The organism is Skermanella rosea, from assembly GCF_016806835.2.
GTDB lineage: Bacteria > Pseudomonadota > Alphaproteobacteria > Azospirillales > Azospirillaceae > Skermanella > Skermanella rosea.
On the sequence record NZ_CP086114.1, the window covers coordinates 258,549 to 280,573 of the forward strand.

Annotated in this window: 19 protein-coding genes; 8 read left to right on the forward strand and 11 right to left on the reverse strand. The window is 69.5% G+C overall.

Features of this window, described 5'->3' with window-relative positions:
* Positions 1-3: 3 nt before the first annotated feature.
* The 4 genes from JL101_RS34840 to JL101_RS34855 all read right to left on the reverse strand — a co-directional run bounded on the left by JL101_RS34840 (position 4) and on the right by JL101_RS34855 (position 6,572).
* Positions 4-2,370, reverse strand: coding sequence for a FecR domain-containing protein (locus JL101_RS34840; protein WP_203104032.1), 2,367 nt, complete (start codon positions 2,368-2,370; stop codon positions 4-6).
* A gap of 106 nt (positions 2,371-2,476) precedes the next feature.
* Complete coding sequence (locus tag JL101_RS34845) at positions 2,477-4,372, reverse strand: TRAP transporter permease (RefSeq protein ID WP_203104034.1); 1,896 nt, start codon at positions 4,370-4,372, stop codon at positions 2,477-2,479.
* A 96-nt stretch (positions 4,373-4,468) separates the two neighbouring features.
* Complete coding sequence (locus JL101_RS34850; protein WP_203104036.1) at positions 4,469-5,431, reverse strand: TAXI family TRAP transporter solute-binding subunit; 963 nt, start codon at positions 5,429-5,431, stop codon at positions 4,469-4,471.
* Positions 5,432-5,483: 52 nt separating this feature from the next.
* The gene (locus JL101_RS34855) at positions 5,484-6,572 is read right to left on the reverse strand and encodes an Ldh family oxidoreductase (RefSeq protein WP_228435649.1); all 1,089 of its coding nucleotides are present in this window, start codon (positions 6,570-6,572) and stop codon (positions 5,484-5,486) included.
* A 198-nt stretch (positions 6,573-6,770) separates the two neighbouring features.
* On the opposite strand from JL101_RS34855, the gene JL101_RS34860 reads away from it, so the two are divergent.
* The 4 genes from JL101_RS34860 (at position 6,771) to JL101_RS34875 (ending at position 10,983) form a co-directional block, all read left to right on the forward strand.
* Positions 6,771-7,511, forward strand: coding sequence for a FadR/GntR family transcriptional regulator (locus tag JL101_RS34860; protein ID WP_203104038.1), 741 nt, complete (start codon positions 6,771-6,773; stop codon positions 7,509-7,511).
* A gap of 61 nt (positions 7,512-7,572) precedes the next feature.
* On the forward strand, positions 7,573-8,511 hold the full coding sequence (locus JL101_RS34865) for an aminotransferase class IV (RefSeq protein ID WP_203104040.1): 939 nt from the start codon (positions 7,573-7,575) through the stop codon (positions 8,509-8,511).
* Entirely contained in the window at positions 8,508-9,560 is a 1,053-nt protein-coding gene (locus JL101_RS34870; protein ID WP_203104042.1) for an ABC transporter ATP-binding protein, read from the forward strand. The genes JL101_RS34865 and JL101_RS34870 overlap by 4 nt, the downstream gene beginning before the upstream one ends.
* A 391-nt stretch (positions 9,561-9,951) precedes the next feature.
* Positions 9,952-10,983, forward strand: coding sequence for an IS110 family RNA-guided transposase (locus JL101_RS34875; RefSeq protein WP_203104619.1), 1,032 nt, complete (start codon positions 9,952-9,954; stop codon positions 10,981-10,983).
* A 307-nt stretch (positions 10,984-11,290) separates the two neighbouring features.
* On the opposite strand, the gene JL101_RS34880 is transcribed toward JL101_RS34875, so the two are convergent.
* Positions 11,291-12,613, reverse strand: coding sequence for an aspartate aminotransferase family protein (locus tag JL101_RS34880; RefSeq protein ID WP_203104357.1), 1,323 nt, complete (start codon positions 12,611-12,613; stop codon positions 11,291-11,293).
* Positions 12,614-12,713: 100 nt separating this feature from the next.
* On the opposite strand from JL101_RS34880, the gene JL101_RS34885 reads away from it, so the two are divergent.
* The 4 genes from JL101_RS34885 to JL101_RS34900 all read left to right on the forward strand — a co-directional run bounded on the left by JL101_RS34885 (position 12,714) and on the right by JL101_RS34900 (position 15,897).
* Positions 12,714-13,763, forward strand: a complete 1,050-nt coding sequence (locus JL101_RS34885) for an extracellular solute-binding protein (RefSeq protein ID WP_203104360.1) — start codon at positions 12,714-12,716, stop codon at positions 13,761-13,763.
* 84 nt (positions 13,764-13,847) lie between these two features.
* Positions 13,848-14,642 (forward strand): ABC transporter permease, encoded by a 795-nt coding sequence (locus tag JL101_RS34890; protein ID WP_203104363.1) that lies wholly within the window; start codon positions 13,848-13,850, stop codon positions 14,640-14,642.
* Positions 14,639-15,430, forward strand: a complete 792-nt coding sequence (locus tag JL101_RS34895) for an ABC transporter permease (RefSeq protein ID WP_203104366.1) — start codon at positions 14,639-14,641, stop codon at positions 15,428-15,430. The genes JL101_RS34890 and JL101_RS34895 overlap by 4 nt, the downstream gene beginning before the upstream one ends.
* 107 nt (positions 15,431-15,537) lie before the next feature.
* Positions 15,538-15,897: a YciI family protein gene (locus tag JL101_RS34900; RefSeq protein ID WP_203104396.1), complete on the forward strand. Its 360-nt coding sequence runs from the start codon at positions 15,538-15,540 to the stop codon at positions 15,895-15,897.
* Positions 15,898-15,958: 61 nt separating this feature from the next.
* On the opposite strand, the gene JL101_RS34905 is transcribed toward JL101_RS34900, so the two are convergent.
* From JL101_RS34905 to JL101_RS34935, 6 genes are all read right to left on the reverse strand, one after another.
* Positions 15,959-16,369 (reverse strand): (R)-mandelonitrile lyase, encoded by a 411-nt coding sequence (locus tag JL101_RS34905; RefSeq protein ID WP_203104369.1) that lies wholly within the window; start codon positions 16,367-16,369, stop codon positions 15,959-15,961.
* Positions 16,370-16,643: 274 nt separating this feature from the next.
* Positions 16,644-17,873 (reverse strand): MFS transporter, encoded by a 1,230-nt coding sequence (locus tag JL101_RS34915; protein WP_203104372.1) that lies wholly within the window; start codon positions 17,871-17,873, stop codon positions 16,644-16,646.
* A gap of 152 nt (positions 17,874-18,025) precedes the next feature.
* Entirely contained in the window at positions 18,026-18,934 is a 909-nt protein-coding gene (locus JL101_RS34920; protein ID WP_203104374.1) for a LysR family transcriptional regulator, read from the reverse strand.
* Between the two features lie 75 nt (positions 18,935-19,009).
* Positions 19,010-19,795, reverse strand: a complete 786-nt coding sequence (locus tag JL101_RS34925) for an SDR family NAD(P)-dependent oxidoreductase (RefSeq protein ID WP_203104377.1) — start codon at positions 19,793-19,795, stop codon at positions 19,010-19,012.
* Between the two features lie 51 nt (positions 19,796-19,846).
* Complete coding sequence (locus JL101_RS34930; protein WP_203104379.1) at positions 19,847-20,305, reverse strand: MaoC family dehydratase; 459 nt, start codon at positions 20,303-20,305, stop codon at positions 19,847-19,849.
* Positions 20,302-21,882, reverse strand: a complete 1,581-nt coding sequence (locus JL101_RS34935) for a class I adenylate-forming enzyme family protein (RefSeq protein ID WP_203104382.1) — start codon at positions 21,880-21,882, stop codon at positions 20,302-20,304. The genes JL101_RS34930 and JL101_RS34935 overlap by 4 nt, the downstream gene beginning before the upstream one ends.
* Positions 21,883-22,025: the final 143 nt, after the last annotated feature.

A 22,025-nucleotide genomic window follows, 5' to 3' on the forward strand; every position in this document is an offset into this window, starting at 1 on the left:
TCCTCAATCCAGCCGGTAGCGCCGTCCGTTTCCGACATAGTCCTCCAGCAGCACGTCCTTCAGGACGACCGGCCCCGCCGCGTCGGCCGGCAGGGTCAGGGTGGTGCGGTAGCTCTGCGAGGAGTCGTTGAACCTCAGGTAATCGGTGTAGAGACCGTCGCCGACCGCCACGGTGACCGCCGCCGCCTGCCGCAGGCCGGAGCGGTCGCGGGCCTTGACCTCGATGGTCAGCCGGCCGCCGCGCTCGATCCGGCGCGGCTCGGCCCGGCCGTCGAGGAGTTCCGGCGGCTCCTGGTCCAGGCTGACGATCCAGCGCTCGATCCCCGTGTTCCCGACCCGGTCGGTCGCCAGCATCTCGATCCGGTTCTCGCCGGCCGCCAGCTCGACCTGTTCCTTGAACCGGCCCTCCAGTTCGGGGACCGGGCGGCCGTTCACCAGCAGGACGGCGCCGGGCTCGACGCGGCCCTGGAGCGGGAGCCACTGGACGTTGGTCACGGCAGGCGGCTGCTCGTCCAGGGTGATCCGGGGGGCCTCGCGGTCGATGGTGGCCCGGAACGTCTCGTCGGTCGTGACGCCGTTGGGCGTGGTGACGGTCAGGGTCAGCGCCTCCTCCGCCTGATCCAGGGGCACCGTGAGCCGGAACCGGCCGGCGGAATCGCTGAAGGTCGAGGCGCGCAGGGGGCCCGAGGCGGAGCGGACGCCGATCCTGGCGTCCGCCTCGGTGGCGCCGGACAGGACCAGGGGGCTTCCGCCGGTCACGAAGTGGCGCGGTCCGATGCGGGGCAGGTCGGCGTCGTAGGCGACCGCCGCCGTCCCCGCCGGCGTGAAGGTGAAGGACCTTGCCCGCTCGGTCCGGTTGCCGGCGGGGTCGGTCGCCTCGATGCGGACCTCGTTCGATCCCTCGGGGGGCTGGAAGGCCAGTTCGAAGGCGCCGTCCGGGCCGACCGCCACGGCTTGGCCCCGGAAGGCCAACGCGGAATCCGGTTCCGCCGTGCCCCGCACCAGGACCGGCGCCTCCTGAAGGATGGTGCCGTCCGCCGGCTCGTTGATGGCGAGGTAAGGCGGCGTGGTGTCGATGCGGATGTTGAACCGGTGCGCGGCGCTGCGCTCCCCCGGCAACCCGAACTTGTCCAGCGCGGCCACCCGCCAATAATAGGACCCGACCTCCAGCCCGGGCATGGCGAGGCGCGGCTCGGGCAGGCCCCAGCGGCTGTCCACCAGCTGCTGGAACACCTGGTCATGGCCGACTTCCAGCCAATAGCCGGTCGATCCCGGTACCACGGCCCAGGCCAGCTCCGCGTCGGCGTTGAAGACGGTCGCGTCGTCGCGCGGGGCGACGATCTCCGGCGCCGGCATGACCGCGACCGCCTCGGCCGGGGCCTGGCCCGCCGGGACCACGGTGCCCTCGTTGCGGCCCAGCGTGACGCTGGAGCCCCGGGCCGCGACCTCCAGCGTCGCGTCGTCGTAGTTGGTGAACTTGGAGCCCTGGCGGTCCCGCTCGACCCAGAAACTGGTCGAGTTGATCTGGGTCTGCACGTCGGGAATCTCCAGCTCGAAGGTCTTCCGCCGGCTCTTGCCCGACAGCAGGGCGTAGAAGTCCCCCTCGACCAGGTTGACCTTGGCCTCCTGCGCCCGCTCCAGCGGATCGGCCCGCATGCGGATGATGACGGCCTCGGAATTGGCGTTGAGGCGCAGGCGGCTCTCGTCGCGGAAGGTGATCTGGGCGGTCGAGCGGGACAGGGTGCGCACGCGCTCCTCCTCGACCAGCGTGGATCTCAGGGGCCGGTCGGCCCAGACCAGGTCGCGCGGCCGGCGGCCCTCGACCTCCCCCTGCCGGTCGCTGAGCAGGGCTTCCACCGCTGCGTCGCGCGCCTTCAGGGCCAGTTGCAGGGCCTGGTCCGCCACCTTCTCCGCCCGCCCGGCCAGGTCGACCGCAACCGCCCACTCCCCGGCCTGCCGCCTGGAGAGCGCCTGTTCGTGCAGGTCCACCGCCTGCTCGATCTCCCCCGCCGCGAAGACCTTGGCCCCGGCCTCCGTCGCGGAGCGGATATGGTCGAGGGCGGCGGCCAGCGCCCGGTTGGCCCGGCTGACCTGGGTGGCCGGGATGCGCAGTTCCACGCCGGGCCTCGCGTCGGCGACCGAGGCGAGGCCGCTGGCGCGCAGGATCTCCGTCCACAGGTTCGGGTCGCCCAGGTGCAGGCGGGCCAGCTCGCGCAGGCTCTGCCCCTCGGCGAGCTTGTGCCTGAGGAAACCGTCCTCGGCGGAGAATGCCGGCAGCGGGGCGGCGGACAGCAGCAGGGCCAGGATGAAGTGAGCGGCGCCCTGGGCGAGCGCACTGCGGCGACCCTGGAGGCGGTCACTATCTTCCATCTCTGGCCTGTCCGCCTTTAAGTTAATTCCCTTATTGTTATCATCGGATGCCGAAACAGTCGCATTCGCAAAAGGGGCATACCCCGGTGGCCAGCCGGGGTTTTCCCTATTTGCTCTCCGCCACCGGCGCAGGGGAGGCCCCGGTGCGCCTTCCCGCCAGCTGCAGGGCGACCAGGGCCGCCAGCAGGGTGAAGCCGACCGCGTCGGTCACCAGGCCCGGCTTGATCAGCACCAGCGCCGCCAGGAACATCACGACCCGCTGCACCGCCGGCAGCGGGGCCAGCAGGAAGCCGTGGAGCGAGGCCGCCAGCGCCACCACGCCGATGGTGGCGGTGACGACCGACCACAGGATCACGTACCACTCGCCGATCATCAGCAGGGACGGCGAGAAGACGAACATGTAGGGGATGATGAAACCGGTCAGCCCCAGCTTGACCGCGGCCCAGCCGCTGTCCCACAGGCCCGCCTTGGAGATGCCGTTGGCGGCGTAGACCGCCATGGCGACCGGCGGCGTGATGGCGGACAGGATGGCGAAGTAGAAGACGAACATGTGCGCCGCCTCCACCGTGACGCCGAGCGTCACCAGGGACGGCACCAGCAGCGCCACCTGGACGATGTAGGCCGGGGTGGTCGGCATGCCCATGCCCAGGATGATGCCGGCCAGCATGGTCAGCACCAGGGCCGGGATCAGGCTGTTCTGGGCGGCGGCGATCACGATGCCGGTGAAGGTCAGCCCCAGGCCGGTCTGGGCGATCACGCCGATCACGATGCCGGCGCAGGCGCAGGCCAGGGCCACGCCCAGGGTGTTGCGGGCGCCGTTCTCCAGGGCGTCGATCAGGGCCGCCACGGTCATCTCGTGCCGGGTGGTCCTGCGCATCAGGGTGACCGGCGGGACCGAGATGATGCCGATGAGGGCGGCGTACGGGGCGCTGAATCCCGCCATGAGCACGCCCACGATGATCACCATGGGCAGGAACAGGTGGCCGCGCTCCACCAGCACTTCGCGGACCCGCGGCAGGTCGGCCCTGGGCATGCCGACCATGCCGACCCGGCGCGCCTCGAAATGCACGGCGGCGAAGACCGCGAGGTAGTAGAGCACCGCGGGGATCAGCGCATAGGCCGCGACCTGCAGGTAGCCGACCCCCAGGAACTCGGCCATGACGAAGGCGGCCGCACCCATGATCGGCGGCATGATCTGGCCGCCGGTCGATGCCACCGCCTCGACCGCGCCGGCGAAGGCCGGGCGGTAGCCGATGCCCTTCATCAGCGGGATCGTGAAGGTGCCGGTCGTCATGACGTTGGCGACGGCGCTGCCGGAGATCGTGCCGAACATCCCGCTGGTGATGACGGACACCTTGGCCGGGCCGCCCGGCGTGTGGCCGGTCAGGGCCAGGGCGAAGTCCATGAACAGCTTGCCGGCCCCGGTCCGCTCCATCATGGCGCCGAAGATGATGAACAGGATCACGTAGGTCGCCGACACGCCGAGCGGGATGCCGAAGATACCCTCGGTCGTCAGGTACATCTGGTCGACCAGCAACTGCGGCGCGATGCCGGCGCCGAACAGGGCGTAGGCCGCGAACACGGCGGCCGTGGCCGGCAGCGCCCAGCCGACGACGCGCCGCGACGCCTCCATCACCAGCAGGATCAGCAGGGTGCCGAACACCATGTCGCCGGTGGTCAGGTCCTCGACATAGGCGTAGCGGGTCAGCACATATTCGAGATTGCCGAGAAGATAGCCGATCGCGGCGAGCGAGGCGGCGACCAGCACGAGTTCCATGACGCCCGGCAGGGAGCTTTCGGCCTGCCCCTCCGGGAGGAGTTTGGGCCGGAACAGCCTGACCGGATACAGCAGGAAGACAAGGACCAGGGCGAAGGCCAGGTGCGTTCCGCGGAACGTGAAGACCTCGGGCGTTCCCGTGAAGGCCACGTAGAGGTGATAGATACTCATGGAGACCGCGATGGCGGTCACCAGATAGCCGAAAATACGCTGGGCGCTGCTCATGTTGGCACCGGTTCCGCAGGGCACGGGGAACTGGGCCGCCGCTCCTCCGGGGGCGGGGAAGCGGCGGCTTCGGATGACGGGCTCAGGAAGCGGTCGTCACAGGACGTTCTGTTCCCGGTAATACTTCTCCGCGCCGGGATGGAACGGCACGCCCACGTCGGTCGCCATCTCCTTCACGTCCAGCCCCTTCAGGGCCGACACGACGCCGGACAGGTCGTCCAGGTTCTCGGCCAGCGCCTTGGTGATGGAATAGGCGGTCTGCTCCGGCATCTTGCAGGAGCCGAACAGGTGGGTCCAGGTGCCGAAGGTCTGCACGTCGTCCTCCTGCTTCGGATAGGTGCCGGCCGCGATCGTGCGCTTGTCGTACCCCTCGTTCTTGGAGCGCAGCTTCTCCAGCCTCTCGTCGGGGACGTTCAGCACCGAGATGTCGCGGGAGGTGGCGAGGTCCATGATGGAGGAGGCGGGGATGGTCGTGATCAGGGTGAAACCCTGGATATGCCCGTCCTGCATCAAGGACACCGCGTCGGTGTAGGAGACGAAGTTCACCTTGCTCATGTCGTCGTAGGAAAGGCCGTAGGTCTCCAGCAGGTCGCGGGACATCTGCTCGGCCGTATTGCCGCGCGGCTGCACGGCGATGGCCTTGCCCTTCAGGTCGTCCACGCTGTCGATGCCCATGTTCTTCGGGGCGACGACCTGGAAATACTGGAAATACAGGCTGGCGATCTGGCACAGGTTCTCCGCCTTGGCCTTGAACGGATCGCGCCCGTGGACCGCGTCCACGGTGGAGACCGAGTTGCCGAAGCCCAGCTCCGCCTTGCCGTTCTCGACGCCGATGGCGTTGATGATGCCGGCGCCGGGCTGGACCTGGACCGAACTGCCCGGTATCGCCTTCTGGATGATGTTCTGGATGGCGCCGCCCAGCGGGTACCACGACCCGCCCTGCGGGCCGGTCATCAGGCGGAACGTCTCCGCCCCGGCCCCGCCGGCCGCAAGGCCGGTCCCGAGCGCCACGGCGGTGCCGAGGACGGCGCGCCTGAAGGTGCTGTTCTTGCTGGTCATGTCCGTTTCCTCCGTCTTGGGTTTTTCTTGTTCGTTCGGTGTTTCGAGGGTCTTAGGCGCCCTCCTCCGCTTCCAGCAGGAAGGCGGCTCCGCCGTCCCGGGCCAGCCGGCGCAGCAGGCCGACCTGGTCCGGATGGAGCGGGATGCCGTTGGCCCGGCGGTCGGCCCTGCTGTCCGCCTCCGGATCGCCGTGGACCAGGACCGGCTGTCCGGGGTCGGCGCGCGGGCAGCCGTGCAGCGCGTCGATCAGCCCGTCCAGGTCGGTTTCGAACTCGCCCTCGTCCCGGAAGGCCTTGGGGTCGATGGTCATGAAGAAATGGCCGACGCCGTAGGCGCCCGGCGCCTCGCCCCGCAGCGCCGCGATGCTGCCGCCGGACAGCACGCTGGACAGGATCTCGACCATCGCGGCCAGGCCGTAGCCCTTGTGCCCGCCCATCTCCCGCGTGCCGCCCAGCGGCGTCATCAGCCGGTGCGCCAGCGCTTCCCGGGGGTCCGTCACCGGCCGGCCCGCCTCGTCGAGCGCCCAGCCCTCCGGTACCGGCTTGCCCGCCATGGCGGCCAGCCGCAGCTTGCCGATCGCGGCGGTCGAGGTCGCCATGTCCAGGACGAACGGCCGGTTCGCCGAGGCGGGCGCCGCGAAGGCCAGCGGGTTGGTGCCGAACATGGCGCGCGTGCCGAAGGTCGGGACGATCGCCGCCTTGTGGACCGCGCTGGTGGAGATGCCGATCAGCCCGGCCTTTGCGGCCATCGACGCGTAGATCCCGGCGGCGCCGTAATGGTTGGAATTGCGGACCGTCACCGCCGCCAGCCCGGCCGACTTTCCCTTCGCGATCGCCATGTCCATGGCCTTGACCGAGGGCGCGTGCCCGAGCCCGCCGCCGCCGTCCACCACGGCGGCGACCGGCGTCTCGCGGACGACCCGGATGTCCGGCCGCAGGTTCAGCCTGCCGTCCCGGCGCAGCGTGTCGTAGACGTCCATCATGGTGACGCCGTGGCTGTCGATGCCGCGCAGGTCGGCTTCGACCATGACCCGGACAGTCGGCTCGATCACGTCGGCCGCCATGCCCCAGGCGGCGAAGATCGCGGCGAGTTGGGCTGCGACCCGGTGCTCGGAGATCCTGACCGTGCTCGTTCCGGTCACGGGACCCCCGGCCTTCCTGCTCGATGCATCCTTGCGGGCCTTGTCATGCGGCGGGCTCCGGATCAGGAGATGGGTGACCGAACCGTAACCCAGGGAAATCACACTTGTAAACAACCGGTTCGGTTGTCAGGCAAGCGGTTGGACCTGTAAACTGCGCGGCACCGTACCAAAGACCGATGTCCAGAGGGACACCTGCCCATGAGCGCAGCCCCCGGCGAGGCACCGCCCCCGCCCGTCCAGGCCCGGCAGACCCAGGCCCGGCAGACGAAGCTGAGCGACAGGATCTACGAACAGGTCCTGGGCCTGATCGTCAACGGGGAGTTCCCGGTGGACGCGAAACTGCCCGCCGAGGCGGACCTGTCGGCCCGTTTCGCCTGCTCCCGACCGGTCGTGCGCGAGGCGCTGGCGCGGCTGCGCGACGACGGGCTGATCGTGTCGCGCCAGGGGGCGGGAAGCTTCGTCAGGCGGCGGCCCGACCGGGACGTGCTGCGCATCGCCCCGGTCGGCAGCATCGCCGACATCCAGCGCTGCTTCGAGTTCCGGGCCGTGATCGAGGGCGAGGCCGCCGCCTTCGCCGCCGCCCGCCACGACCGGGACACCCTGGCCGACATCGGTGTGGCGCTGAAGGCGCTGGACGCGGTCATCGCCTCCGGCAGCCTGGGCGTGGAGGCGGACCTGAATTTCCATCTCGCGATCGCCCGCGCCGCTCGGAACCACTTCTTCGAGGCGACCATGATCTCGATCCTGACCCATGTCGGATTCGCCATGAACCTCGCCCGCAGCCTGTCGCTGGCCCGCCCGATCGAACGCCTGCACCAGGTCCAGGCCGAGCACATCGCGATTTTCGAGGCGATCAGCGCCCGGGACGCCGAAGGCGCCCGGCATGCCATGCGGACCCACGTGGAAAATGCCCGCCAGCGGGTGTTCGAGGGTCAGTAGCCTTCCGGCCCCATTGGTGGTTCAATGGGTCGAATGCGAATGAAACCGGAGGGAGACGGCGATGGCAGTGCTTGCCAACCAGCGCGTGGCCTATTTCAACGGGCGGATCGTTCCCGAGCGCGAAGTGGTCGTACCGTTCCGCGACCGAAGCTTCCTGCGCGGCGACGCGGTGTTCGACAGTACCCGCACCTTCGGCGGCCGGCCGTTCCGCCTCCGGCAGCATGTCGACCGGCTTTACCGCTCGCTCAGATACCTCCGGATCGATCCCGGCCTGACGCCGGACGAGATGCTGTCGATCAGCGAGGAGGTGCTGGCGCGCAACGTCCATCTGCTGGACGAGAACAGCGACTACTGGATCAGCCAGCGCGTCTCGCGCGGCACCGACGCCGCCGGCGACGAGGGGTGGGAGCACAGCGGCCCGACCGTGATCGTCGAATGCATGCCGATCCCGCTGAAGAAACGCGCCCGGCTCTACCGCGACGGCATGGACGTGGTCGTCCCCGCCGTCCGCCGGACCCCGCCCGAGGCCTTCAGCCCCCGCGCCAAGACCCACAACTACCTGAACTTGGTCATGGGCGACATGGAGGCCCACGCGGTCGATCCCGACGCCTGGGCCGTGCTGCTCGACGTCAACGGCAACCTGGCGGAGGGAACGGGCAGCAACATCTTCCTGGTCCGCGACGGCCGCCTCTACACCCCGCAGGAGCGCTATGTCCTGCCCGGCATCAGCCGGCGGGTCGTCATGGACCTGGCCGAGGCCGAGGGCATACCGCTGGTCGAGGCCGACCTGGACCTGTACGACGCGGCGACCGCGGACGAGATCTTCATCACCTCCACCAGCCTGTGCATCTGCCCGGTGCGCAGCGTCAACGGCAACCCGGTCGGAGCCGTTCCGGGTCCGATGACCAGGCGGCTGACCGACGCCTATGTCCGCCATGCCGGGTTCGACTTCGTGGCCCAGTACCTGCGCCACCTCGACACGGCCGCCGCCGGCCGATGACGTCGATAACGCTGAACGAGGTTTCGAAGCATTACGGGCCTTTCCGGGCCGTGGACGGCATCGACCTGGAGGTGCGGCAGGGAGAGTTCGTCACCATCCTGGGGCCGAGCGGATCGGGCAAGACCACGGTCCTCAGCATGATCGCCGGCCTCAACCACCCGACCCGCGGGAGCATCTGGCTGGGCGGGCGCGACGTGACCTGGATGAAGGCGGCGGAGCGGAACGTCGGGCTGGTCTTCCAGAGCTACGCGCTGTTCCCGCACATGACGGTCTTCGACAACGTCGCGTTCCCGCTGACGGTGCGCAACGTGTCGAAGGCGGACATCCGCGCCCGCGTGGACCGGGCGCTCGCCGTCGTCCGGCTGGACGGGTTCCAGAAGCGCAAGCCGCAGCAGCTTTCCGGCGGGCAGCAGCAGCGGGTGGCGCTGGCCCGGGCCATCGTGTTCCAGCCGGACATCCTGCTGCTCGACGAACCGCTCGGCGCCCTGGACCGCAAGCTCCGCGAGGAGGTGCAGGTCGAGCTGCGGCACCTCCAGCGCACGCTCGGCATCACCACGATCCTGGTGACCCACGACCAGGAGGAGGCGCTGTCCCTCTCCGACCGGATCGTCGTGCTGAGCGAGGGCAGGGTGCAGCAGATCGCGACCCCGCAGGACGCCTACCTGAAGCCGCGGACCCGCTTCGTCGCCGAGTTCCTGGGGACGGCCAACCTGTTCGAGGGGCGCCTGGAACAGGGCGGGACGCTGGCGCTGACCGACGGCTCCCGCCTGGCGGCGCCGTCCTCGGACCTGCCGGCCGGCGCCGCCGTCGTGGCGATCGTCCGGCCGGAGCGCATCCAGCTCGGCGATGCGGAGGAGGACGGCCGGGGCGGCGTTCCCGCGGTCATCGAGGACATGGTCTATCTCGGCCAATCCATCCGCTACCACCTGCGCCGCCCCGACGGCCAGGGCGCGGTCGTCCTGTCCCTGGACCGGGGCGCCCGTTTCACCCCCGGCCAGTCCGTCCACCTGAACTGGCAGCCGGAGGATGTCTGGATCATCCCGGGGTGAGGGGAGGAACCTCCCCGGCCACTTCCGGAATCGGCCCGCGAAGAGCAGGGAAGCGTAGGTCGGCCTTCGCCCGCCAGGGCGAACGCCGACAGCCACCAGGAAGGCCACCAGGAAGGCCACCAGGAAGGCCACCAGGAAGGTCGGAGTACGATGTCGGCGTTCGCCTTGCGGCGAAGGCCGACCTTGTCTTATGGCGGTGGGGTATAAGGCGGTGTCCGAGGGATACCGGCGCCCCCTGACGGGGACGCCGGTACGCGGGGTCAGGACACTGTGGCCGACCAAGGCTCGACACCGTACGTAGCGAAGTGCCTGCCCCGAACCCTCGGCGTTCCTCGCACAGTTGCCAGGCGCCGGCCTTGAGCCGGACGCCGCAGACAAGGACGAGTTCGCCATGCCTTGCCAAGTCTACTGCATCGGCATCGATGCCTCCACCCAGTTTCTCGATACCCACGGCCTGCCGGGCCACACCCGCCGGCGCCTGCCCAACAGCCCGGAAAGCCATGGCGAGTTGGCCACTATCCTGAGCGCGCTGCGCGAGGGCGGCAACGACGTGCTGGTCGTCATGGAAGCGTCGGGCGGCTGCGAGCGCGGCCTGCATCACGCCCTGGCCGCGGCCGGCGTAGCGACGGCCATCGTCAACCCCAAGCGGGTGCGGGACTTCGCCCGCTCGAACGGCTGGCTGGCCAAAACCGACCGGGTCGACGCCCGGGCGCTCAAGGCGTTCGGCGAGGCCAACCGGCCGCGCGCCACCCCGATTCCGGAGCCGGTCCGCGCCGAGTTGATCGAGCTGCTCGACTACCGCGACCAGGTGCTGGCCGAGATCACTGCCCGGTCTCATCAGATCGAGCACTTCCACTCCGAGGCGATGCGCCAGGTTGCCGGCGCCGCGCTGGAGGCGCTCCGGGGCCAGGCGGCCGAGTTGGCCGAGCAGATCGCGATGACCGTCTACTGCGACGCCGAGCTGAGCCGGCGCGCTGCGCTGCTGCGCAGCTTCAAGGGCGTCGGGCCGCTGACCTCGGCCATGCTGGTCGCCTATCTGCCCGAACTCGGCTCGCTGAACGAGAAGCAGGTAGCCAGCCTGGCCGGGCTTGCGCCGTTCGCCTGCGACAGCGGCACGTTGCGGGGGGTGCGCCGGATTTACGGCGGCCGCGCCAAGGTGCGCCATGCGCTGTTCCACGTCGCCCGCATCGGTCTGCGCTGGAACCCGGTGCTCAAGAAGTTGTACGAGCGCCTCAAGGCGCGCGGCAAAGCGGGGAAGGTGGCGCTGGTCGCCTGCATGCGCAAGGCCCTGGTGATGCTCAACGCCCTGCTCAAGGCGGGTGAGCCTTGGGACCCGGACCACGAAGCGAAAAAGGCCGACCAGGCGGCATTGCGCAAGACGGCCACGGCTGTGGCCGAGGCTACGTCCCCGGCCGCCGCCTGAGGCTCCATCCCTTTGTTCGATCGGCGGCACCATCCCTCCGTCCCGACCTGGGGTCCACTTGGCGGCGCGTGGAACGGCGGTCAAGGATGGCCGAAGGCCACCGCGGAGCGGCGCGCAGCGTCCTTGAGGGCCGTTCCACGCGCCGTCACACTTGGCCCGAACGGGGGGCGGCTCCAACTCCCACTGTTTGACCACTGACACAGTCCAAAGCAGGACACGGCTACACGTCTGCACCACCACAGTGGAAAATTGTGCTTGATGAGGAGACAACAACCGCCAAATAACAGTTGCTACCGGGCGGACCGGATCAATCCGGATTGCCGAGCACCTCTCCGTTTTCCGCCAGGAACGCCTCGAAAGCATCGACGAAGCCGTCGTGGTCGGCATCGGCCAGCGGCAGCGACAGGCTCAGGAAGCCGCGGTGGGCGAAGTAGAAGCCCTTGGCCATCATCTCCAGGTGGAGCAAAGCGCGCGCGGCCTCCGGCGTCGCCTCGGCGTCGGCCGGCCGGTGGATGGGCCGGGTCTGGAAATGGATGCCCAGGATCGAGCCTACGCCGGTCGCCAGGACCGGCACCCCCGCCCGCTGGCCCGCCTCGTTCAGCCGGCGGCGCAGCGCGTCGCCCCGTCGGTTCAGGCGGTCGGCGGCTTCCGGCGTGTAGAGCTTGGTCAGTCCGGCGACGCCGGCCGCCATGGTCAGGACGTTGTTGTTGAAGGTTCCCGCATGGGCCCAGGCGTCCGGCCGGCGCGGGTCGTAGTGCGCCATCAGGTCGGCGCGGCCGCCGAACGCGCCGAAGGTCAGCCCGCCGCCCAGGTACTTCCCGAAGGAGGTCATGTCCGGGACGATTCCCAGCCTCGACTGCAACCCGCCCGGCGACAGGCGCGAGGTCATGACCTCGTCGAAGATCAGCACGACGCCGTGCCGGGTCGCCGCGTCGCGCAGCGCCCGGAGGAATTCCGGGGTGCCGGCGATGCAGCCGCCGGCGCCCATCATCGGCTCGACGATGATGGCGGCAAGGTCGCCCGCATGGCGTTCCACCAGCTCGACGGCGGCCTGGGCATCGTTGTAGGGCGCCGTGACCGTCGGGATCGGCAGGTTGATCGGCGAGCGCTTCTTTCCGAAGGTCAGCACGCCGCCATGGTAGGCGCCCTCGAACACCATCGCGCGGGACCGGCCGGTCGCGGCCCGCGCGGTCATCAGCGCCATCAGGTTGGCCTCGGTGCCCGAATTGCAGAACCGCACCAGGTCGACGGAGGGGAAACGCCCGCAGATCAGGCCGGCCAGCTCGACCTCGTAGCGGTTGGGCCCGCCCAGCACGATGCCGCTGTCCAGCGCCTCGACCACCGCCTGCCGGATCACAGGATTGGAATGCCCGTAGAGGCCCGCCGTGTATTCGCCCAGGAAGTCGAGATAGCAGTGTCCGTCGGCATCCCACAGCCGGGCGCCCTCGCCCCGCTCGATGGTCACGGGAAAGGGCGGATGGAACAGGACGGTCCGGGTATTGCCGCCGGGCAGCGTCCGGCACGCCGTCTCGTACCGCCGTTGGCTGATCGGGTTACTCTCGATGAAGCGGGCAGTCGCGTCATGTAGTGCCGCATCAAGCGAAATGTTCCGAATTGATAATCCGGCCATAATACTTTCCCCCGTCCGGCTTGTTTTCTTGTCTGTCAATTCGTTGCACGTCCGCCGCTTTGGTGCAATCCTTCGAAAACTGAATGACAGGGAGCGGACAATGATAAATCCAGCGAAGACTCCAGCAACGATCATTGCCAGGGCAGCCCTTTTCGCCGGATCGCTCGTCGCGGCGACTTCGCTGGGCACCGTGGCGCATGCCCAGCTCAACGAGATCCGGATGATGGAGGCCGGCGGCGCGTCCGGCGAGTCGATCGAGGAGGGCTACCTCAAGCCCTTCACGGAGAAGACCGGCATCAAGGTCGTCCGGGAAAGCCCGTGGTCGCTCGGCAAGCTTCGGGGTATGGTGGAGACCGGCGTCATCACCAACGCCATCGTCGAGCTGGACAGCCTCGCGGTCGAGCAGGCCAAGGCGCTGAACCTGCTGGAGCCGCTGGACTGGCAGGCGATCGACCCCATGCCGATCTTCGACGAGGCGCGGCAGGAAAAGGCGATCGGCTACCAGTACTACTCGACGCTGATGGCCTGGCGGGCCGACGCCAAGCCGGTATCGAGCTGGGCCGAGTTCTGGGACGTGGAGAACTTCCCCGGCAAGCGCGCGCTGCCCAACTATCCCACATACACCCTGCCCATCGCGCTGCTGGCCGACGGCGTGAAGCCGGAGGACCTCTATCCGCTCGACCTGGACCGCGCCTTCGAAAGCCTGGAGAAGATCAAGGGCCATGTCTCGGTCTGGTGGGACGCCGGCGCGCAGCCGCCGCAGCTGCTGAAGGACAACGAAGTCCAGTACGCGGTCGCCTGGTCCGGCCGGGTCGCCGGGCAGGAGGGGATCGGCTACACCTTCAAGAACGCCCTGCTCGACCTCGCCTTCTTCACCGTGCCCCGGGGCGCCAGCGCGGAGCAGAAGGCCGCCGCCTTCAAGATCATGCACGAAATGACGGTGCCGGAGAACCAGGCCGCCGCCGCCAAGGTGATCTCCTACACGGGCAACAGCCCGGACCTGGAACCGCTGCTGCCCCAGGACAGGCTGGACGAGTTCCCGACCACCCAGGCCAACAAGCAAGTGCAGATCCTGCCGGAGCCGAAATGGTGGTTCGAGAACGCCGACCTGGTCGAGGAACGCTGGCAGGAATTCAAGCTGGGCCTGTGACGCGCTGAAGAGGGGCGAGGCCAGGGACGCAAGAGTCAGATGTCTTCCGCAAGATGGCGCCCGCCGCCCGGGGCGGCATATGTCATGCCGCTCCTCCTCGCCATGCTGCTGGCGTTCAACCTGCCGATCCTCCTGATGCTCGGGCGCAGCGTGTCGGGACTGGAGTTCAGCCTTGAGCATTACCAGCGGCTGGTCGAGGCGCCGGTCTACCTGCGGGTGCTGGCGAACACCTTCAAGATCGCGGCGATCTCCACCCTCGCCTGCATGGTGCTGGGCTATCCGCTGGCCTACTGGATGCGCGGCCTGCGTCCGGGCTGGCAGCTCGTCGCCGTCTCGCTGGTGGTGCTGCCCTTCTGGGTCAGCATCCTGGTGCGGACATATGCCTGGATCGTCGTGCTGGGGAACGACGGCGTGGTGAACAGGACGCTGATGGGGCTGGGCCTGATCGTAGATCCGCTGCCGTTCCTCTATGCCGAGCTGGGCGTGGTGATCGGGACGACGAACATCCTGCTGCCCTTCCTGGTGCTGCCGCTGTTCGCCGCGATGCTGAAGATCGACGGCCGGCTGCTGGACGCGGCGGCCTCGCTGGGAGCGCCGCCCCGCACGATCTTCCTGCGGGTGTTCTTCCCGCTCACCATCCCGTCCTTCGGGGCGGGGGCGGTGCTGGTCTTCATCCTGACGCTGGGCTTCTTCGTGACCCCGGCCATCCTGGGCGGCGGCCGGGTGCCGATGATCGCCAACATGCTGGAGACGCTGATCAACCGCATGCCCCGGTGGGAGCTGGCGGCCGCGATCTCCACCGTGCTGCTGGTGGTCACGCTGCTGTTCTTCGCGCTCTACCGGCGCCTGACCGAAGCGTCGGAGGGCACCCTGCGATGAGGCGGCTCGGCGACCTGCCCCTGATGGTCTACGGCGTGCTGGTGCTGCTGTTCCTGTTCCTGCCGATCGCCATCGTGGTGCCGATGTCGTTCTCGGCGGCCAGCTCGCTGACGTTCCCGCCGACCGAGTTCTCGCTGCGCTGGTACCAGTCCTTCTTCCAGGACCCGCGCTGGATCGAGGCGATGCGCGTGTCGCTGCTGGTCGCGTTCATGTCGAGCCTTCTGGCGCTGGCGCTGGGCAGCGTCGCGGCCTATGGGCTGGTGCGCGGGACCTTCGCCGGGCGCCGGCTGATCGACGCCAACTTCATGGCGCCCATGATCGTGCCGCCGGTGATCACGGCGGTGGCGCTCTACATCGTGTTCGCCCGGGTCGGGCTGCTCGGCACGCTGCCCGGGCTGGTGATCGGCCATATGCTGCTGGGCGTGCCCTACGTGGTGCTGATCATGTCGGTGGCGATCCGGTCGTTCGACGTGCGGATCGAGCAGGTGGCCTTCAGCCTGGGCGCCTCGTGGTTCACCATGTTCCGCCGGGTGCTGCTGCCCAACCTGATGCCGAGCGCCTTCGCCGCCTGGATCTTCGCCTTCATCACCAGCTTCGACGAGGTGATCGTCACCCTGTTCGTGGCGGGCGCCTACCAGACGGTCCCGAAGAAGATGTTCAACGAGCTGGTATTGCAGATCAACCCGACCATCACCGCCATCGCGACCCTGCTGATCGCGTTCAGCGTCTGCCTGTTCGTCGTCTTCGCCCTGCTGATGCGCCGGGCCGGCCTGCTCGGGCGCCGGTGACGCCCGCGTGAAAAAAGTCCCGGCGCCGTGTCGGCCCGTGCCAGGCTGGTTCGTCATCTGGACAGGGAGGCCGGCGCGGCCTCGATCAGCGAAGGGGAAGCATGACGATGCGCGTGATGGTACTGGTGAAGGCGACCGAGGACAGCGAGGCGGGCACCCTGCCCTCGACCGAGCTGCTGGAGGCCATGGGCAGGTTCAACGAGGAGCTGACCAAGGCCGGGATCATGCAGGCCGGCGAGGGCCTGAAGCCGTCGTCGCAGGGCAAGCGCGTGGCCTTCGACGGCGCCGGCCGCACCGTCATCGACGGCCCCTTCGCCGCGACCCGCGAGCTGGTCGCCGGCTTCTGGCTGTGGGAGGTCAAGGACATGGCCGAGGCGGTCGAGTGGGTGAAACGCTGCCCCAACCCGATGCCCGGCCCGAGCGAGATCGAGATCCGGCCGCTCTACGAGATGGCCGACTTCCAGTAGGGGCCGGCAGGCATCCCCCGTCCGACGGCCCCGCGGCGACCTTGGCTGCTCCTGCCGCGGGTTAGTCGCCGCGGATGCCGGCGGGGTACTCGGCCTCCGAGACATGCTCCGCCCACCGGACGGGGCTGCCATCCTTCGATTCCTGGATGGCGATGTGGGCCATGGCCGTCGCCCGCGCCGCCCCGTGCCAGTGGCGGACGCCGGGCGGAAACCAGACGACGTCGCCTTCCCGGATTTCCCGGACGGGGCCACCTTCCACCTGGGTCCAGCCGGTGCCGGAGGTGACGATCAGGCGTTGGCCGAGGGGGTGCGTGTGCCAGGCCGTACGCGCTCCGGGCTCGAACCTCACCAACGCCGCCCCGACCTGCGACGGCCCGACGGGATCGAACAGCGGGGTGATCGTGGCCGTGCCCGTGAAGTATTCCGCCGGCCCAGGTCGCGGGCTCCGGGATCCGCTGCGGCTGATTTCCATCTGCTCTGCCCCTTGTTCTGGTGGATCGCTTCGTGCCTGTGCCCATGGCTGTCCCGGCGCGCAGGCGAGGAGCGACAACGGCAAGACGATCGCTGCGAGCGGCTTCATCGCGATTTTTCCCTTCGGTTTCATGCCAGATGCTGGCTTAAGAAGAATCCAAGCCTGTCGAACGGGATCAGGCCGACCCGGTCGTACAGGTCCACGTGGCCGGCACCGGCCATGACCAGGAGTTCCTTCGGTTCGGCTGTTCATCCGTAGTCTCCCGATTGTTCGGTCAAAGAGGCGCGCTTTCCGGGCCGGCCGTCCGGCGTGCGCAGAGGACGCCGAGGAGGGCCGAGGCTCCGAGCAATGCCGCGGCTGCGGCGAAAGCCGCGCGGTGGCCGGCCGCGTCGAACAGGAACCCGCCGCCCGCAGCACCGAGCGTGATCGCGAGCTGGATCACGGCGACCATCAGGCCGCCGCCCGCCTCGGCATCTTCCGGCAGGGTCCGGCTCAGCCACGTCCACCACGCGACAGGCAGCGCGGTTCCGATCAGGCCCCAGGCCGCGAGGAGAACCGCGGTCGGCACCGGCATCGCACCCATGGCGACGAGGCCCAGCGCGATCGCCGCCATGGCGAGCGGGGCGAGGACCAGCGTCGCGGAAAGACTCCTGGCGACGATACGGCCGATCAGCCAGGTACCGACCAGGCCCGCCCCACCCATGGCCAGCAGGATCAGCGAGAGGACCGGCACGCTCACCTGCGTGACGCTCTCCAGGAACGGGCGGATATAGGTGAACAGGGCGAACTGGCCCATGAAGAGCAGCGCCACCGCGGCCATGCCGCTCCTGGCCCGGGGCCGGCGCAGCACGCCCAGCGCGCCCGTGCCGCGGCTCGAGCGTTCGGACGGCATCGCCGGAAGGGTCAGCCACTGCCACGCGAAGGTAACCGCGGCGAGCGGGATCACCACGGAGAAGGCGCCGCGCCAGCCGATGAACTGGCCGAGGAAGCTTCCGAGCGGAGCGGCGAACGTCGTGGCGAGCGCATTGCCCCCGTTCAGCATCGCCAGCGCGCCGGGTACCTGATCCCTGGGAACCAGCCGCATGACCGTCGCCGCCGACATCGACCAGAAGCCACCGATCGCGATGCCAAGCAGGGCGCGTCCGGCCATCAGGACCGCGAAGCCGGGAGCGAACGTCACCAGCAGGCCGGACAGCAGCATCAGCACCGTCAGGCCCAGCAGCACGGCGCGGCGATCGATCCCGGCCGTCAGCGAGGAAATGGTGAGGCTTGCCAGGACGGCGAAAAGCCCCGATACGGAAATCGCCTGTCCCGCCGCTCCCTCGGTCAGGTGGAGGTCGGACGCGATCGGCGTCAGGATGCTGACCGGCATGAATTCCGAAGCGATCAGCGTCGACACGCACAGCGTCAGCGCCAGCACCGCTCCCCAGCCGCCGGCCGCGCCACCCTGGCGCGGAAGCGGAGATATCCTGTCGACGATTTCAGAACCGGCGTTGCCTGCCATGCCTCATCCCACCTGACGCTGAGTGCATCACGGCACGGGCCGTGATGCGTGACGGGACGATAATGGGGCGGGACGCCGCTGCCGGTTACCCGTCGTGTCATTGACGGGGCGATGAGCCACGCTCATCATCGAGCCTCCCAAGGCCTGGGTTCTCACGGGCCGAGCGGGCGCATCTCGCGGATGAGGCCGATCAGGAGGCGCAGGCCGGTCGGCAGTTGCCGGCGTCCGGAATAGTAGATGTGGAAGCCCGGTCCGACGGGCGCCCAGTCGGCGAGCACGATGCGCAGTTGGCCGCGCCCGACCCGCGAGGCGACGCAAGGTTCCGGGAGATAGGCGAGCGCGGCGCCTCCGGTCGCGAGATCCAGCGCGAACTGGGTATCGTCGATGGTGATCGCGCCGGGCACGTCGATCGCCATCTCCTCGCCATCCTTCTCGAACTCCCAGCGGTAGATGCTGTCGTCGCCCAGCCGTATCCGAAGGCAGCGGTGCGCGAGCAGGTCGCGCGGGTGCTCCGGCACGCCGAACCTCTCCAGGTATGCGGGCGCCCCCGCCACCACCCACCGTATGTCGCCGGACAGCCGCTGGGCGATCATGTCCTCGGGAACCGTTCCGCCGTAGCGGATCCCCGCGTCGGCTCCTTCGGCGATCACGTCCACCAGATGGTTGGAGACCGTCACGTCCACCCCGATGCCGGGGTAGCGGTCGACGAAGGCCGGGAGGACCGGTGCGAGCAGGAGCGAGCTCGCGTGCTCCAGCACGTTCAGCCGGATGCGCCCCGAGGGTTCCGTCCGGTGGCGGTTCAGCGTCTCGACCGCCGCCCCGATAGCCTCGAACGGGCCGTTGATCGCGGCGTGCAGCTCCTCGCCGGCGGCGGTGAGCGTCACGCTCCGGTTGGTGCGGTTGAGCAGCCGGACGCCGAGCCGCGTCTCGAGCCCTTTCAGCGCGTGGCTCAGCGCGGACGCGGTGACGCCTAGTTCAAGGCCCGCGCGGCGGAAGCTGCGGTGCTTGGCGATGGCGAGGAAATAGCTGAAATCCGCCAGGTCGGCGCGGTTGATCTGCATGGGCGGAATATGCCGACGCCGGCGGCGATCGGCAATCACGTTGAGTATCGCTCATCGCCGCCGGCCGCCCCCCTCCTACATCTTCATGCCGGGCAGGTTGAGCGACGCGGTGTTGCCGCCGTCCACCGGAAGCGCCTGGCCGGTGACGTAGCTGGCGTCGTCGCTGGCGAGGAAGGCGATGACGGCGGCCACCTCCTCCGGCCTGCCGTAGCGGCGCAGCTCGCAGCGGGCGCCGAGCCGGTCGCCCTTGCCGACGGCGCGGGCATGGTCGAAGATCCCCTGGGTCATGCCGGTCTCGATCAGGCCGGGGCAGACGGCGTTGACCCGGATGTTCCATTGGCCCAGGTCGCAGGCGGATGTCTGGGTGAAGTTGATCAGCCCCGCCTTGGAGGCGCTGTAGGCGTTCCCCCCGGCGCCCGACCTTATTCCCGCCACCGACGCGGTGTTGACGATGGCGCCCCGGCCGGCCGCCTGCATGGGACGCGAGGCGTATTTGGTGAAATTGACCGCGCCGAACAGGTTGACCGCCATGACGCGCTGCCAGTCGCCCAGGTCCTGCTCGGTCGCGATGGCCGTGCTGCCGCCCAGGATGCCGGCATTGTTGCACAGCACGTCGATGCGGCCGTGCCGCGCCAGGACGTCGGCGACGCAGGCCTCCACCGCCGCCTCGTCGGCGACGTCCACCGCGAAGATGCCGGACCGCGCGCCGTCCGGCAGCGCACCCGCGGTTCCGCGCAACCCTTCCTCGTCGCGGTCGACCAGGGCGACCGCCGCCCCCTCGGACGCGAGGCGCAGCGCCGTCGCGCGCCCGATGCCGCTGCCCGCCCCGGTCACCAGGGCGACCCGATCCGTGAACCGCATGGATTTTCCTTCCCTCCCACAATTCCTGCCCGTTGTTCCTGAGGAACGCGGTCAGACCAGATACAGCACCAGCATCTCGGCGACGCAGACCGGGCGGCTGCCGCCTTCCAGCTCCACGGTCGCCTCGATCGCGACCAGGAAGCGGCCTTCTCCCTGCGACTCCACCGACTTCAGCCTGAAGACGGCGCGGATGCGGCCGCCGGACGGGACGGGGGCGGGGAAGCGCACGCGGTTCAGCCCGTAGTTCAGCCGGGTGCCGATCCCGTCCACCGCGAAGGCCTGCGCGCCCAGCATCGGCAGCAGGGACAGCGTCAGATAGCCATGGGCGATGGTCGTCCCGAACGGCGATTCCCGCGCGGCCCGGCCGGGGTCCACGTGGATCCACTGGTGGTCGCCGGTCGCGTCGGCGAAGGTCCCGATGCGCTCCTGCCCGATCTCGACCCAGTCGCTGGTCCCCAGCTCCATGCCGATGCGCCCGATGAGCGCCGGCATCCCGCCGATGCGGTTCATGCTCCCCGTTCTCCCTGCCAATAGGGCGCCCGCAGCTCGCGCTTCAGCACCTTGCCGATCTCGCTGCGCGGCAGCGACTCCCGCAACTCCAGCCCGGACAGCCGGTGCGTCCGGCCCAGCCGCCCGTTGGCCCAGGCCAGCAGGTCCGCCGCATCGACGGTCCGGCCGGGCTTCAGCACCACGAAGCCCAGCGGGGTCTCCCCCCAGTCCGGGCTGGGCGCCGCGACGACCGCCGCCTCCGCCACCGCGTCGTGGGACAGCAGCACCTGCTCCAGGTCGCTGGCGTAGATGTTGAAGCCGCCGGACAGGATCATGTCCTTGCGCCGGTCCAGCAGATAGAGGAATCCGTCCTCGTCGAACCGGCCGAGGTCGCCGGAGCGGATGAAGGCCTCGCCCTCCGGGCTGAACCAGACGGCCTCGCGGGTCGCGGCCGGCGCGCCGTGGTAGCCGCTCATCATGGTGGAGGACCGGCCGACGATCTCCCCGGTTCCGCCGCGCGGCAGTTCGCGGCCCCGCTCGTCGATGATGCGGATGTCGGCGCCGCCGGCCGGCCTTCCCACGGAGTCCAGCTTGCCGGGAAAGGCCGACGCATCCAGCACGGTGCTGACGCCGCCCTCGGTCATGCCGTAGCCGTCCAGCATCCTGCCGGGCCAGCGCTCCAGGATCGCGCGCAGCACGGGAGCCCGCAGCGGCGCGCTGGTCGACATCTTGGCGCGGAACGAGGACAGGTCGAACCTGTCGAAGTCGGGCAATGCCAGGATGCGCTCGTACTGGACGGGGACCAGCATGGTGTGGGTGGCGCGCTCGCACTCCGCCACCTCCAGGTAGCCGCGCGCGTCGAACTTCCGCATCAGCACGACCGTCCCGCCGCCCGCCAGGGTCGGCAGCAGCGCCACCAGCGTGGTGTTGGAGTAGAGCGGCGTCGCGACCAGCGTGACCGCGTCCCCGCCCAGGCCGTAGGCCGCGACCCGCTGGCGGTTCTGGCGCGAGCGGAAGCGGTGGTCGTGCAGGATGCCCTTGGGCACGCTGGTCGTGCCGGAGCTGTAGATGATGTCGAACGCGTCGTCCGGCCCCGGCTCGACATCCTGCGGGTCCGCCGCCGCGCCGAGCCAGTCCTCCAGCCCCATCCAGGCCCCGTCCGCGAAGTCCAGGCCGACCCGGACGGGAACGCCGCCCGCGATCTCCTCCGCCGCTGGCCGGTACCGCGCGGAGGCGAACAGGAAGCGCCCCCCGCTGTCCGCCAGCATCCCGCCGAGCGTCCGGGGGGTGGCGGAGGTCGGCAGCGGCACCATGCAGCCGCCGGCGGCCAGCGTGCCGAGATAGAGGGCCACGAAGTCGGCCGAGTTCTCCGACAGGCAGGCGACCCGGCCGCCGGTGCGGAGCCCGGCTGCCGCGAGGGCCGCCGCGACGCGGTCGACCCGGCGGCCCAGCTCTCCCCAGGCGACCGTCCGTCCGCCGTCGCGGATCGCGGGATGGCCGGCGCGGGCAACGGCGTGGCGGCGCACCAGTGCCGGCATCGGTTCGAACACCTCGCCCCGCACTGGGGCGGGGACGATGGTCGGGGGAGCGGCGGTCATGGCCATGGTTCCTGTTCTTCTTGTCCCGTTCTTCCTCCCGGGGTCTTGCCGGATCGTTACACGAGCCGTCGCAGAGTGTCAAATCGTCGAAACTCTATTTCGCATGGCGGTATAAAACGGCCCGGGATCGGTTTACATCGCCC